Source organism: Roseateles sp. GW821-FHT09H11, assembly GCF_059415845.1.
The window spans coordinates 291,331-305,369 of record NZ_JBWKOA010000003.1; the positions used below are offsets into that span (position 1 = coordinate 291,331).

Consider the following 14,039-nt stretch of genomic DNA (forward strand, 5'->3'; position numbering starts at 1 on the left):
GGCGATGTCCGGGACAGGAGCCGCACAAGATGTTGGGAACGCGCCGGACACCGACGCGGCGTCGATGCGCGCCGACACGAGCCTTCGGACAGCGAACGGCGGCGTGGGTGATTGCCGGCGCGGCGCTCGTGGCGTTCGCCTCGGGCGTGCGCGCGCAGGAGGAGGCGTCCGGCAGCGCGGCCACCGAGGACGTGGATCCGCAGGACGCCCTGGCGGGCGGGCTCAGTGCGGAGGAGGCGCGTCGACTGCTCGCCGAGCCGCTGCCCGATGCGCCGGATGCGCGTTATGCGCTGCTCCAACGGCAATGGCCGGCCGCGCGACGGATCGAGGACCGCGCCCGCCAGATCGAGATCGCCCGGGCGCTGATGACGCTGGGCCGCGGGCGGCCCGACGGCGAGGGCTGGATCCGGCTCTACCTGATCACCGAATACACCTGGGGCAGCTCCGGCGCCGCGCTGGCGGCCTGTGAGCCGCTGCTGGCCGACCGGCAGCTCAGCCCGGCCGTGCGAGCGGGCGTCGCGCTGCGCCAGACCTACTTCCTGGCCAACGGGGGCCAGGATCGCAACGTGATGCTGCGGGCCTGGAGCCGCGCCGACGCGCTGGCGGCGGAGGCGCTCAAGCAGCAGCCCGCGCTGCCGCTGACGATCGACCGGCTGCAGGTGCGCTCGGAGGTCGAACGCCTGACCGGCGACGGCGCTGCGGCGGTCGCGACCCTGCGCCAGGCCGTCGCGCGCTCGCGGGAACTGGTCCGCAGCGACCGCGAGCAGCGCGTCACTGCGGAGACGATGCGGCAATCGCAAGGCTGGCTCGACGGCTCTCAGGGGATGCTGGTCTATGCACTGGTCGCGCAGGGGCGCACGCGCGAGGCGGCCGACATCGCGCAGGACAACCTCGCCCTGTGGCGGGCCGGTCAGCTGGAGGAGGGCCCCGGCGCCCGCTGGCACTACCGCGCCGCGACGGCGCTCAACGCCTCGCAGCAGCACGAGGAGGCGCTGGCCGCCGCTCGGCAGTCCGAGGCGATGCTCGCCAAGGCGAATGCGTCGGCGGCGAGCCAGACGCGCTGGCTCGCGCGCCAGGAGATCGTCCGGGCGTTGCTCGGCCTCAAGCGCTGGGTCGAGGCCGATCAGGCCTATCGCCAGTTCCTCGACGAGCTCGGCGGCGACGGCGTCGCGCGCAGCCGGGCGCAGGACAACCGGCTGAGCGCGCTGCTGGCGGCCAAGGCCGGCCGGCTGGACGAGGCGCTGGAGACGGCCGAGCGGACGCTGCGCTACCGCACGCGGATCTACGGACAGGACCATCCGCAGACGCGCGAGAGCGCCGGCGTGCGCGCGGTCGTGCGGCTGCTGCGCGGCGACACAGGCGGCGCGATGAGCGACTACGAGCAGCTCTTCGTCGCGACGCTGGACCGCAGCGACGGCTGGGTGGACCTGGACGCGCGCGGCTTCCGGGGCTTCGTGCTGGGACTGGCCTTCGACGAATTCCTCGCGCATGTGGCGCGGCGCGCGATCGCAGGCGAGACGCCGCCGCCGGCGATGGTCGACCGCGCGTTGCAGATCGCCGACCGGCGCAAGCTGGGCAGCACGCAACGCGCGTTGGCCGACAGCACCGCGCGGATGCTGGCGGCGACGCCGCAATTGCGGGGATGGCTCGATGAGGAGCAGACGCTGCGCAAGGCCGCGTCCGGGCAGTACAGCCAGGTGGCCGCGTTGATCGCGGACGAGGACAAGCTGCGCAAGGAGTTGTCGAGCGAGGCCTTCAAGGCGCTGCCGAAGGAACAGCGCAAGCCGCGCGAGGACGCGCTGAAGGCGCTGCGCCAGCAGCTGCAGGCGCAGCAGGGCGTGGCCGCCACGGCGCGCGAGGCGCTCGCGGCGCACCGGCAGAAGCTGGCCGCGGCCTATCCCGCGTACGCGGACCTGATCACGCCGGCGACGCCCGGCGCGGCCGCGCTGAGCGGCCGCCTGCGCGCGGGCGAGGGCCTGCTGGTCGTGCACGCGCTCGATGAACAGACGCTGGTCTGGCTGCTGCGCGCCGATGCGCCGGCGCAGTTCCGCGCGGTGCCGGAGGGCGCTGCCGCGCTGGCCCGGCGCGTGAAGGCGCTGCGTCAGCGGCTCGACCTCAGCGCGATGCCGGCCGGGCGCGAGACACCGCTCGCACAAGCGTTGCCGGAGCTGCACGCGCTCCATCGCGAACTGCTGGCCCCTCTCGACCGGCAGGGGCTCCAGACGCTGATCGTCGCGGGCGATGGACCGCTGGCGGGGCTGCCGCTCGCGGCGCTCGTGACCGAGACGCCCTCCGCCGGACGGCCCGCCGCCTGGTTGTTGCGGCAGCACGCGGTGGTGCAGCTGCCGTCGGGCGCCTCGCTGCAGGCGCTGCGCCGTGCCGGCCCGCTGGCGGCGGCGCCGAAGGCGCTCCTCGGGTTCGGCGATCCGGCGTTCGATCGCGGTGCCGCCTCGCAGACATCGCGGGTTTCGCAGACCCGGCAGGCCAAGCCCGGGGTCGACGCCCGCCCTCTGCTCGCCCCGACACCCACGCGCGCCGCCGGCAGCTACGACGCGCAGCTCGGCTTCCGTTATGCCGACATTCCGCCGCTGCCGGAGACGCGCGCGGAGCTGCTCGCGATCGCGCGCACGCTGGGCGCCGATCCGGTCGCCGATCTGCGCCTGGGCGCCGCCGCGACACGCACCGCCGTGCTGACGACGCCGCTGGCCGATCGGCGCGTCCTGGCCTTCGCGACGCACGGCCTGATGCCGGGCGAGCTGCCGGGCATCTCGAAGCCGGCGCTGGCGCTGGCGGCCGAGGCGGACGACGCCGCCTCGCCCCTGCTCGAGCTCGACGACGTGCTGACGCTGCGCATGAACGCGCAGTGGGTGCTGCTGTCGGCCTGCAACACGGCGGCCGGCGAGCAGGGCGGCGCGGCGATGTCGGGGCTGGTGCGCGGCTTCTTCTTCGCCGGCGCGCGGTCGGTGCTGGCGACGCATTGGGCGGTGGAGTCCGCGTCCGCCGCCGCGCTGACCACCACCGCGCTGCAGCCGGCCGAGACGCGCGCCGGTGGCCTGCGTCAGGCGCAGCTCCGGCTCGCCGACGGCCAGGAGGGGCAGGGGCGCTGGACGCATCCGTACTACTGGGCGGCCTACGCGCTGTTCGGCGACCCGGCGCAGTGATGATGTCGGCCGCCGCATTCACCCGCGATGAACACACCATGACCACAACGATGACACACGTGATGAGGGATGCCGCGCTGATCGCGGCGGTGACGATGGTCTCGCTGGCCGCGCGGGCGCAGGCCTGCGAGGTCGCCGCGCTGGCGGGCGACGCGACGTGCATCGTCTCGGGCCAGGCGCGGCCGCTGAAGCTCGGCGAGTCGGTGGGCGAGGGCGCCCAGCTGCGCACCGGCGACAGCGGCCGCGTGCGGCTGCGCTGCCCGGACGGATCGAGCCTGGTCGTCGGCGACCGCAGCCAGCTGACGCTGACGAAGCTGAACCTCGGCGCCGGAGGCACACCGGGCTATGCGGACGGCGCGCGCGATGTGTCGCTGCTGTTGGAACGCGGCCTGCTGGGGCAGAAGGTCACGCCATCCGGTTCGGGCAAGTGGGAGGTCCGCACGCCGTCGGCGGTGACGGCGGTTCGCGGCACGGAGTTCCTCGTGGAGGTCGGCGACAACGAGCAGACCTCGGTGCACGTGCAGTCCGGGCAGGTCGCCGTGCTGCCGGGACCGCGCGCCGCGGGCCGCACCCGCGGACTGGGCGCGCAGTTGCCGGTCGTCGTCGACCGCGCCGGCGGCACGGAATGCGACGTGTCGCAAGGCTGTGCCGCCGCGACGCCATGGCCGGCGGACAAGGTGCGTGCAGTGCTGGATCGCCTGGCGGGGGTCTGATGCGCTGGCCCTCGCGTTGGGCATGGGCCCAGATGATCGTCGCGCTGCTGGTCACGGCGGCGGTGGCGATGCTGTGGCTCTCGCGCTTGCAGGCGGGGCCGCTGGCGCGCCTGGACGGGCTCGTGCAGGACGCGCAGGCGCAATGGCGCGGCAGGTTGGCGCCGGGCACGGCCTACCCGATCACGCTGGTGCGTTTCGACGACGCCAGCGCCGCGCGCTTCGGCGGCATGGCGCCTGGCCGCCCACTGCTGGCCGACGCGATCACGCGGCTGCAGGCGGCCCAGCCGCGTCTGATCGCCGTCGACATGCTGCTGCTGGACGCGAAGCCGGACAGCGACGCGGTGCTCGCGGCCGCGATGCGCGGCGGCGCGCCGGTGCTGCTGCCGTTCGCGATGCCGCCGGGCACCGGTGGGATCGGCGGCAACGGCGGCGGCGTGGGCGTTGCCGCCGGTGGCGCTTCCGCGCCCTCCGGAGGTGTTCCGTCGGGCCTGCTCGCGCAGGCCTTCATGCGCGCCGAAGGGATGCCGCGCAGCGCACTGCTGCCCGAGCGCGCCGATGCGCCACCGGAGCCGCTGCTGTCGGCGGCGAAGTCGCTCGGCCATGTCCAGGCCGAGCGCGACGTCGACGGCACCCTGCGTCATGACCTGCCGGCCTTGCCGCTGGACGGCGAGGTCTATCCGTCGCTGGCCGTGCGCATCGCCGGCGATGCGATGCGCCAGCCGTGGTCCGAGGCTACGCTGCGCTGGAGCCGCGACCTGCGCTGGGGCTCGTTGCGGGTGCCGCTGGATCTGCTGTCGCGGCAGGGCGTCAACTACTACGGTCCGGCGGGCACCTTCCCGTCGGTGACGGTGGCGGACCTCGTCGACGGCAAGGTGCCCGAGGAGGCGCTGCGCAACCGCATCGTGATCATCGGTGTGTCGGCACTCGGCGCCGGCGACCATTTCCCGAGTCCCTTCGACGCCGGCCTGCCCGGCGTGGAGCGGCTCGCCACCGTCGTCGACAACATCCTCACCGGCCGCACGCTGACGCGGCCGTCGTGGGCGTCGCTCGCCGAGCTGGCCGCGCTGCTGGTGCTGCCGCTGCTGTGCGCGTTGCTGCTGGCGCGCGGATCGCTGTGGCGAGGGCTGCCGGTCGTGGCGCTGCTCGTCGGCGGCGGCCTCTACGGCGCGCAGTGGGCCTTCGAGGAAGAACACCTCGTCCTGGCGCTGGCCTATCCGCTGCTGGCGGTGGCTGCGGCGAGCCTGGCCGCGTTGACGTTGCGGGCCCTCGCGGATCAGTCCCGCCGGCGCGAGGCGCTCAAGCGCCTGACCGTGAGCGAGGAGCGTTACGCGCTGGCCGCGCTGGGCGCGAACGATGGGTTGTGGGACTGGGACATCGCCGCGGACCGGCTCGACGTGTCGGCGCGATGGCTCGCCTTGATGGGTGATGCCAGGGCGCCTGACGAGGAGCCCGGTGGCGGCACGAAGCGGCGTTTCTGGCGTCGAGCGGCCAAGACTGCGGCGCAGGACATGACGCGCGGCAGCATCGAGCGCTTCACGCGTCCGCTGGACGAGCCGGCGGCGGGGCTGTTCCGCGCCGATCTCGACGCGCACCTGCAAGGCCGCAGTTTCCAGTTCCACCATGTGCTGCACTTCGAGCAGGGCGGTCAGACGCGCGCATTGCTGGCACGTGGCGTGGCGGTGCGCCAGGACGGCCGGCCGGTGCGCATGGCCGGCTCGCTGACCGACATCAGCGAGAACGAACGCCTGCAGGCCCAGGTCGCGCACGAGGCGCTGCACGACCGGCTCACGGGACTGCCGAATCGCGCGTTGTTCGTGGAGCTGGTGGCGCAGCGGCTGGCCAACCCGACGCCCGGCGTGCCGATCGGCGTCGCGCTGGTGGGCCTGGACGATTTCCGCGCGTTCAACGAGCGTCACGGCCTGCTGGCCGGCGATGCCGTGCTGATCGAGAGCGCGCGTCGACTGGTCGGTGGAACGGGACGGACGGCCCGCGCCGGACGCGTGGTCGCGCGGCTGGGCGCGGACCAGTTCGGCCTGCTCTTCGAGGCTCGCATCGAGGCCGGCGCGCTCGTCGATCGCGTGCCCGAGTGGGCGCTGGCCCGCATCGAGGAGCCCTTCCTGTTCGAGGCCCTCGACGCTGGTCTGGGCGCGGAAGCGACGGCAGCCACGGCGGCGTCGCCGGGCGGTCCGATCGCGCGCACCGGGGCCCATCGCCTGACCGCCTGCGCGGGCTGGGCGTTCACGGGGCAGGGCAACTTCAGTCCCGACGACTTGATGTCCGCTGCGGAGAGCGCGCTGGCGCGCGCCAAGGCGGCCGGCGCCGGCCACGCGCGCCTGTTCGATCCCGCGCAGCAATTGGTCGAGCAGTCGCGGCGCTGGGTGAAGGAGAACATCGCGCGCGGTCTCGAAGCGGGCGAGTTCCAGCTCCACTACCAGCCCTTCGTGAGGCTGTCAGACCGCGCGCTGCTCGGCTTCGAGGCCCTGATCCGCTGGAAGCATCCGACGCGCGGCATGGTGATGCCCGGGGACTTCATTCCCGTGGCCGAGGAGAGCGGCCAGATCGTCGAGATCGGCCGCTGGACGCTGATCGAGGCGGCCCTGCAGCTGCGACGCTGGCGCGAGATCGGCTTCAAGGGCGAGATCGCGGTCAACGTGTCGGGCGTTCAGCTGGAGCGGGACGACGAACTGCTCAACGACGCGCGCGAGACGCTCAAGGCGCTCGGCGACGTGCCGGCCGCGCAGCTCAAGCTCGAGGTGACGGAGAGCATGGCGATGGCCAATCCGCAGCGCAGCGCCGAGGTGCTGCAGGAGCTGGCGCGGATGGGCTTCAAGCTGTCGATCGACGACTTCGGGACGGGGTACTCGTCACTGGCCTACCTGCACCGCTTCCCGTTCGACACGCTGAAGATCGACCGGAGCTTCGTGATGCGGCTGGGCGCCGGTCGCGAGTCCCGCGAAATCGTGCGAACGATCGTCGGTCTCGCCGACGCGCTCGGCAAGCAGACCTTGGCCGAGGGCGTCGAGGAGGAGGCGCAGGCCGCGCTGCTGGAGGAGCTCGGCGTACAGGTGGCGCAGGGCTGGCTGTTCGCCAAGGCGCTGCCGGCCGAGGACGCGAAGCGGCTCATCCAGACGGTGCCGTGGAAGAAGCCGCCGGGCTGATCCCGAAGCCGACGTCGAGGCCGGCCCGGGGGCATGCTGACGCGGCGAGCGTCAGGCCATGCCTTGATGCCTCAGCAGCGCATCGATGCGCGGCTCGCGACCGCGGAAGGCCTTGAAGTTGTCCATCGCGTCGCGCACGCTGCCCATGGACAGGATCTCGTCGAGGTAGCGTCGGCCCGTCGCCGGGTTGAACACGCCTTCTTCCTCGAACGCGCTCCAGCAGTCGGCCGAGAGCACCTCCGCCCACTTGTAGCTGTAGTAGCCCGCCGCATACCCGCCAGCGAAGATGTGCGAGAAGCTGTGCTGGAAGCGGTTGAACGCTGGCGGCGGCAGCACGGCGACCTCGCCGCGCACCTCGTCCAGCAGTTCCTGCACGCGCGTCTCCGCGCCCGGCTCCGCATGCAGGCGCATGTCGAAGAGCGAGAACTCGATCTGGCGCAGCGTCTGCAGCCCGGCCTGGAAGTTCTTCGCCGCCAGCATCTTGTCGAACAACGCGCGCGGCAGCGGTTCGCCGGTGTCCACGTGCGCGGAAAGCTGCTGGATCACTTCCCACTCCCAGCAGAAGTTCTCCATGAACTGGCTCGGCAGTTCGACGGCGTCCCACTCGACGCCCGAGATGCCCGACACGCCCAGCTCAGCGACCCGCGTGAGGAGGTGGTGCAGGCCGTGGCCGCATTCGTGGAAGAGCGTCGTGACGTCGTCGTGTGTCAGCAGCGCCGGCTTGCCGTCGGCGCCCTGCGGGAAGTTGCACACCAGGTGCGCGACGGGGATCTGCTCGGCGCCCGTGCCCGCCAGGTCCGGCCGCGCCCAGCGGCTGCGGACCTCGTCCATCCAGGCGCCGGGTCGCTTGCCCGTGCGCGCATAGAGGTCGAGGTAAACCTGCCCGATCAGGCGTCCGTCGCGGCGCAGCTCGCAGAACTGCACCGACTCGTGCCACACCGATGCCTTCGCCGGCACCAGCTGCACGCCGAACAGGCGGTCGACGATGCGGAACAATCCGTCCAGGACGCGGGGCAGGGTCAGGTATTGCCGCACCTCCTGGTCGGAGAACGCGTAGCGCGCCTCCTTCAGCTTCTCGGACACGAACGGCAGGTCCCAGGCCTGCAGGTCGTCCATGCGCAGCGCGGCCTTGGCGAAGTCGCGCAGTTCGTCGAGATCGCGCTGCGCATACGGACGGGCACGGCCGGCCAGGTCGCGCAGGAACTCCAGCACCTGCGCGGGCGAGGTCGCCATCTTGGGCACGAGCGAGGCCTCGGCGAAGCTGGCAAAGCCCAGCAGGCGGGCTTCCTCCTGGCGCAGCATCAGCAGTTCCTGCATCAGCGGGCCGTTGTCCCAGTCCGGCTTGTCGCCGAGTTCGCTGGCGCGCGTCACGTAGGCCCGGTACAGCCGCTCGCGCAGCGCGCGGTCCTCGGCGTACTGCATCACCGGCATGTAGACGGGGAAATGCAGCGTCAGCTTGTGCGTGTCCGGATCGGTGCTGCCGTCCTTCTCCGCCGCGGCGCGCGCGTTGGCGATCACGTCGGCGGGGACGCCTTTCAGCTCCGACGCCTTCGCGAGGTAGCTCCAACCGTCGGTGGCGTCCATCACGTGCTCGGAAAAGGCCTGGCCGAGTTCGGCGCTGCGTTCCTGGATCTTCGCGAAGCGTTCCTTGGCCTCGCCCTGCAGCTCGGCGCCGGACAGCACGAAGTCGCGGATGGCGTGCTTCAGCAGCTGGGCGCGCTCGGGCGTCAGGTCGGGCAGGGCGGCGATGGCCTTGTACTTGGCGTAGAGCGCCTCGTTGGCGCCGAGCGCCGTGTAGAACTCGGTGACCGCCGGCAGCATCGCGTTGTAGGCCTCGCGCAGCGCCGGCGTGTTGGCGACCGCGTTCAGGTGGCCCACGGCGCCCCAGGCGGTGCCCAGGCGCTCGGAGGCCACGTTCAGCGTGCGGGACAGGAAGTCGTAGTCGGCGGGAGCGTCGGCGGCCGTGACCTGGTCGAGCGCTTTCTGGGCCTCGGCCAGCAACTCGGCGATGGCGGGCTGGATGTGCGAAGGATCGATCGCGGCGAAATCGGGCAGCGGCGCGGTGGAGAGCAGGGGGTTCGCGGCAGGAGATGCGGCGGCTGGCGCGGCGGCGGTGGAGTCGGTCATGCAGGCCTCGTGAGTCTGACGAAATGCCGGGACAGTGTCTCAGCCTTTCGCGCGCGGATGCGCGGGAGGTTTCTATCGTGGGGGCGGCGTCCGGGCTATCAAGCCGGACCGGCCGCGCACGAGATCTGCATTCTCTGCCTCAGAACGTCTCCCAGTCGCCATCGTCGGCCGCCGGCGCGGGCCGGGGCGGCGGCGGGGCGACCGGCGCTGAGGGCTTCGGGGACGACTTCGGCAGCGGCTTCGGTGCGGCGGCCGACGACGCGGGGGAGCGCTTCGGCGATGGGGCTGCCTTCTGCACCGCGTTCGGCGCGCCGGACTTCAGGGCCTTCGAGGGCGCCGCAGGTGACGCGGCGGCGGACGTCGGTCGGGGTGCCGCCGCGGACTTCACAGGCCGGGCGACCGATGCCGTCCCGTCCGTGCCCAGGCGGAAGACCGACACGATCTCGGTGAGCCGGTGCGCCTGGTCCTTGAGGCTCTCCGCGGCGGCGGCCGATTCCTCGACCAGCGCCGCGTTCTGCTGCGTCATCCGGTCCAGTTGCACGACGGCGTCGTTGACCTGCGCGATGCCGCTGCTCTGCTCGGTGGACGCGGCGGTGATCTCGCCGATGATGTCGGTCACCCGCTGCACGCTGCCCACGATGTCGCTCATCGACTCGCCCGCCGCCTGCACCAGCCGCGAACCGGCCTCGACGCTGGTGACGCTCGCGCCGATCAGCGTCTTGATCTCTTTGGCCGCCTCGGCGCTGCGCTGCGCCAGCGAGCGCACTTCGCTCGCGACCACGGCGAAACCGCGGCCCTGCTCGCCGGCTCGCGCGGCTTCCACCGCCGCGTTCAGCGCCAGGATGTTGGTCTGGAACGCGATGCCGTCGATGGTGCCGATGATGTCGTTGATCTTCCTGGAGCTCGCGGTGATCTCGTCCATGGTCGAGACCACCTGGCCGACGACCTCGCCGCCGCGCGCCGCGGCGCTGGAGGCGCTTGACGCGAGCTGGTTGGCCGTCTGCGCCGCGTCGGCGGTCTGGCGCACCGTCGCGGTCAGTTCCTCCATCGACGACGCCGCCTGCTGCAGGTTGGATGCCGTCTCCTCGGTGCGCTGCGACAGGTCCTGCGAGCCGATCGCGATCTCGCTGGAAGCCGTCGTGATCGAGTTGCTGGCCGCGCGCACGTCCAGCAGCATGCGCTGGATCTTCTCGGCGAACAGGTTGAACGAGGACGCGATGCGGCCGACCTCGTCGCGGCCGCCGGCAGGCAGGCGCTGGGTCAGGTCGCCGTCGCCGGCGCTGATGTCGTCGAGCGCGGCGCGCACGCGGTCCACGCCGCGCAGCATCGCGCTGATCGTGCCCGTCATCGCCAACGCCGCGACCGCCATCATGACCAGTGCCGTGATCACGGCGGTGCGCAGCAGGGCGCTCAGGGAGGCCAGCGCCTCATCCTTCTTCGCCGCGACGAAGAGCTGCCAGTCGGTGTCCGCGATCGGCGTGCCGCTCACGAGGAAAGTATCGCCACCAACGGCCGCCTCCACCCAGCCAGCGGCCGGATCGAGCGCCGTGGCCAGCGCCTGCGGCGTCAACTGCTCGGAGATGGCGGTGGCGTCTTTCAGCGCCAGTTTGGCGTCCGGGTGCGCGACGATCTTGCCGTCCTTGGACATCAGGAACGCGAAGCCGCCGGGCGTCGGCTTGATCGCCTGGACCGTCGCGACGACGTCGTCGAGGAACACGTCCGTCGCGATGACGGCCTTGGTGCCGCCGCCGCCCTTGTCCGCTGCGGCAAAGGTGACGACCAGCCGGCCCTTGGACGCATCCATGTAAGGCGCGGTCAGCACGGTGCCCGACGCACCCGCCGCGCCGGTGTACCAGGGCCGCCGCGTGGGGTCGTAGTCGGCCGGCAGGTTCTGCGGCGTATTGAAGACGATCTTCTTGTCGGCGAAACCGACGTAGGCGGCCTCCAGCCGGCCCGACTTCGCCGCCTGCTGCAGCAGCGGCACCGGATCGGCGGCCGCGACGGCCGGTTGCAAGGACGCGACGATGTCGCGCTGCGAGCGGACCCACTGGCGGATGGCGTCGGAGCGCGCCGCGGCCAGTTCATCGAGGGATTGGGACACCTGCTGGCGCGTATGGCCCCGCACGGTCACGTAGTTGGCGACGGTGATCGCCAGCAGCGTCAGGGCGACGATGCCGACGCCCAGCGCGATCAGCCGGGTCTTGATCGAGTCGAACATGAACGGGCTCCTTGGCTTGTGCCTGTTGCCTGCTGGCGGCGCCGGGCCATCCGCTCTCTGGCGCCATCCCCCCACGAACCACTCTCTCTGCACGCGCCTTGATGGCGCGGACCGACCAGAAAAAACGCCCGATCGAGCCGGGCGTTGTCGTCGTTCGGTCAGGCGACCGTCATCGCGTCCATCAGTCCCATGTCCGCGCTGGACATCAGGCCCTCGATGTCGATCAGGATCAGCATGCGTTCGGCGACGGCGCCGATGCCCATGATGAAGCTGGTGTTGACGGTGCTGGCGCTGAGTTCCGGCGCCGGACGGATCACGTCGCGGTTCAGTTCCAGCACGTCGGACACCGAGTCCACCACCGCGCCGACGACGCGGTTCTTGACGTTCAGCACGATCACGACGGTGAAGCTGTTGTATTCAGCCGTCGCGCAGCCCAGCTTCAGGCGCAGGTCGACGATCGGCACGATCACGCCGCGCAAGTTCACGACGCCCTTGATGAAGTCGGGCGCGTTGGCGATGCGGGTCGGCTGCTCGTAGGAGCGGATCTCCTGGACCTTCAGGATGTCGATGCCGTACTCCTCCTGACCCAGGCGGAAGGTCAGGTACTCGCCACTGGCGGGGGCGGCATTCGCGGCACCTTGCGGGACCAGCGCGCCAGAGTTCGCTTGCACGACTTGCGTGCCGGTTTGTTGGACGATTTCCATGTGTTGACCTCGTGCGGCTGATTAGAAGGTTTCCCAGTCGCCGTCATCGGCGGTGGTGGCCGGTGTTGCCGGCTTGGGAGTGAACGGTGCGGGCGCGGCCTTGGGCGAGGCTGCGGGCTTGACGATGGCCGGCTGGGCCGCGGTCGTCGTGGTGGATCTGGCGGCGGCTGTTGCGGCCGGCTTGGCCTTGAACGCGGCCTTCGCGGCAGCGGGCTTGGCCGGCGCGGCCTTGCTCTCGAACCTTGTGGCCGGCTTGACCGGCGCCATCGTCGTCGTGGCGGCTGCGACGGTGGACGGGGTGGCCGGCTTCGTCTCCATGCTCGACTTGGCGGTGAACGCCGTCGCCGAAAGCGCCGGCGCGTGGCCCGACACGCGGAAGCGGTCGACCACGCCGCCCAGGCGCTCGGCCTGGTCCTTCAGGCTTTCGGCCGCGGCGGCGGACTGCTCGACCAGCGCCGCGTTCTGCTGCGTCATCTGGTCCAGGTTGCTGACGCCCTGGTTGACCTGGCTGATGCCGTCGCTCTGCTCGCTGGAGGCGGCGGTGATCTCGCCGATGATGTCCGTCACGCGCTGCACGCTGGAGACGATGTCGCTCATCGTGCTGCCCGCTTCCTGCACCAGGCGCGAACCGGTCTCGACACGTTCGACGCTGGCGCCGATCAGGGTCTTGATCTCGCGCGCGGCTTCCGCGCTGCGCTGTGCCAGCGAGCGGACCTCGCCGGCCACGACCGCAAAGCCGCGACCCTGTTCCCCGGCGCGGGCCGCTTCCACGGCGGCGTTCAGCGCCAGGATGTTGGTCTGGAACGCGATGCCGTCGATCGTGCCGATGATGTCGCTGATGCGCTTGGAGCTGGCGTTGATCTCGTCCATCGTCGAGACGACCTGGCTCACCACCTCGCCACCCTTGGCCGCCGCGCCGGACGCGGAGGAGGCGAGCTGGTTGGCGGTGCGCGCCGAGTCGGCCGTCTGCTTGACGGTGCCGGTGAGCTGGACCAGCGAGGACGCGGCTTCCTGCAGGTTGGAGGCGGTCTGTTCGGTGCGGCTGGACAAGTCCTGGTTGCCCGTGGCGATCTCGACCGAAGCGGTGCGGATCGAATCGGCCGCCGTGCGCAACTGGCCGACCATCGATTGCAGCGCTTCCTGCATGTGGTGCAGCGAGCGCATCAGCTTGGACGCCTCGTCGACGCCTTCGACCGGCTTCATCGTGCGCGAGAGGTCACCCTCGGCAATCGCGGCGGCCAGGGCCTCGGCGTCGGCCAGCGGGGCGCAGATCGTCTGCATGTTGAGCAGCGTGAGCGGCACCACGACGATCGCCGCGAACACCAGCACCAGGCCGAAGGTCCACAGCACGCCGCCCTGGGTGCTTTCCATGCCCTTGCGCATCGATTCCGACTGGGCCTCGAGGCGCGTGGCCAGTTCTTCGAGCTGCTTCTCGGCCTCGACCACCTGGTCCTTGGCCGGTTGCAGCAGCCGGTCGGCGACCGCCGCGTGGTCGTACGCACCGGCTTCCAGTTGCGACACGACGTTCGCGGACTTCGCGCCGTAGGTCTCCAGCGCGGTCTGCAGCTTCTTGATCGCGTCCTGGTCGTCGGCACCGCTGAGCTTGGCGAGCTCGGCAAGCTGTTCCGAAGCCTTCTTGCGGGCGGCATCCCACTTGGCGTGGCGCTCCTTGACCACCTCGGGCTTCTCGTAGTTGATGATCATGTCCTTCTCATGGACACGGAGCTTGCCCATCGTGCCCGCGAGGTCGCCGAGCAGATTGCCGCGCGCGGTCGATTTCTCGAGGAACTCCTGCGTCTGGCCGCGCATCGATTGCATGCCGAACAGGCCCACGCTGCCGACCACCATCAGCAATGCGAGCACGATGCCGATCGCGCCGATCATGCGGGTCCGGATGCTGAATTGACGCATCAACGCGCTGAAATTCATGTCTACCTCTTATGCGTTGGGCGTCGGCC

Annotated in this window: 7 protein-coding genes; 3 read left to right on the forward strand and 4 right to left on the reverse strand. The window is 71.4% G+C overall.

The annotated features are described in order from the left end of the window. Nucleotides 1-107: 107 nt before the first annotated feature. The 3 genes from AC07PR_RS12110 to AC07PR_RS12120 are packed head-to-tail and all read left to right on the forward strand — an operon-like array spanning nt 108 to nt 7,032. Complete coding sequence (locus tag AC07PR_RS12110; protein WP_495135461.1) at nt 108-3,161, forward strand: CHAT domain-containing protein; 3,054 nt, start codon at nt 108-110, stop codon at nt 3,159-3,161. 38 nt (nt 3,162-3,199) lie between these two features. Then, nucleotides 3,200-3,874, forward strand: coding sequence for a FecR family protein (locus tag AC07PR_RS12115; protein ID WP_495135462.1), 675 nt, complete (start codon nt 3,200-3,202; stop codon nt 3,872-3,874). Continuing rightward, on the forward strand, nt 3,874-7,032 hold the full coding sequence (locus tag AC07PR_RS12120; RefSeq protein WP_495135463.1) for an EAL domain-containing protein: 3,159 nt from the start codon (nt 3,874-3,876) through the stop codon (nt 7,030-7,032). Before AC07PR_RS12115 ends, AC07PR_RS12120 begins: the two co-directional genes overlap by 1 nt. A gap of 51 nt (nt 7,033-7,083) precedes the next feature. Here AC07PR_RS12120 and AC07PR_RS12125 read toward each other — a convergent pair whose 3' ends face one another. The 4 genes from AC07PR_RS12125 to AC07PR_RS12140 form a co-directional block, all read right to left on the reverse strand. After that, nucleotides 7,084-9,159: a M3 family metallopeptidase gene (locus tag AC07PR_RS12125; protein ID WP_431099722.1), complete on the reverse strand. Its 2,076-nt coding sequence runs from the start codon at nt 9,157-9,159 to the stop codon at nt 7,084-7,086. Nucleotides 9,160-9,298: 139 nt separating this feature from the next. After that, entirely contained in the window at nt 9,299-11,377 is a 2,079-nt protein-coding gene (locus AC07PR_RS12130) for a methyl-accepting chemotaxis protein (RefSeq protein WP_495135464.1), read from the reverse strand. 158 nt (nt 11,378-11,535) lie between these two features. Then, nucleotides 11,536-12,081, reverse strand: a complete 546-nt coding sequence (locus AC07PR_RS12135; protein ID WP_483107423.1) for a chemotaxis protein CheW — start codon at nt 12,079-12,081, stop codon at nt 11,536-11,538. A gap of 21 nt (nt 12,082-12,102) precedes the next feature. Further along, nucleotides 12,103-14,010 carry a methyl-accepting chemotaxis protein gene (locus tag AC07PR_RS12140; RefSeq protein ID WP_495135465.1) on the reverse strand — a complete coding sequence of 636 codons (1,908 nt, stop codon included), beginning with the start codon at nt 14,008-14,010 and terminating at the stop codon, nt 12,103-12,105. Between the last annotated feature and the right edge of the window lie 29 nt (nt 14,011-14,039).

Excerpts from the sequence above, each read along its gene's own strand:
- AC07PR_RS12115 (WP_495135462.1), top strand. The coding sequence starts at position 3,200 with ATGACCACAACGATGACACACGTGATGAGGGATGCCGCGCTGATCGCG.
- AC07PR_RS12120 (WP_495135463.1), top strand. The coding sequence starts at position 3,874 with ATGCGCTGGCCCTCGCGTTGGGCATGGGCCCAGATGATCGTCGCGCTG.
- AC07PR_RS12125 (WP_431099722.1), bottom strand. The coding sequence starts at position 9,159 with ATGACCGACTCCACCGCCGCCGCGCCAGCCGCCGCATCTCCTGCCGCG.
- AC07PR_RS12130 (WP_495135464.1), bottom strand. The coding sequence starts at position 11,377 with ATGTTCGACTCGATCAAGACCCGGCTGATCGCGCTGGGCGTCGGCATC.
- AC07PR_RS12135 (WP_483107423.1), bottom strand. The coding sequence starts at position 12,081 with ATGGAAATCGTCCAACAAACCGGCACGCAAGTCGTGCAAGCGAACTCT.
- AC07PR_RS12140 (WP_495135465.1), bottom strand. The coding sequence starts at position 14,010 with ATGAATTTCAGCGCGTTGATGCGTCAATTCAGCATCCGGACCCGCATG.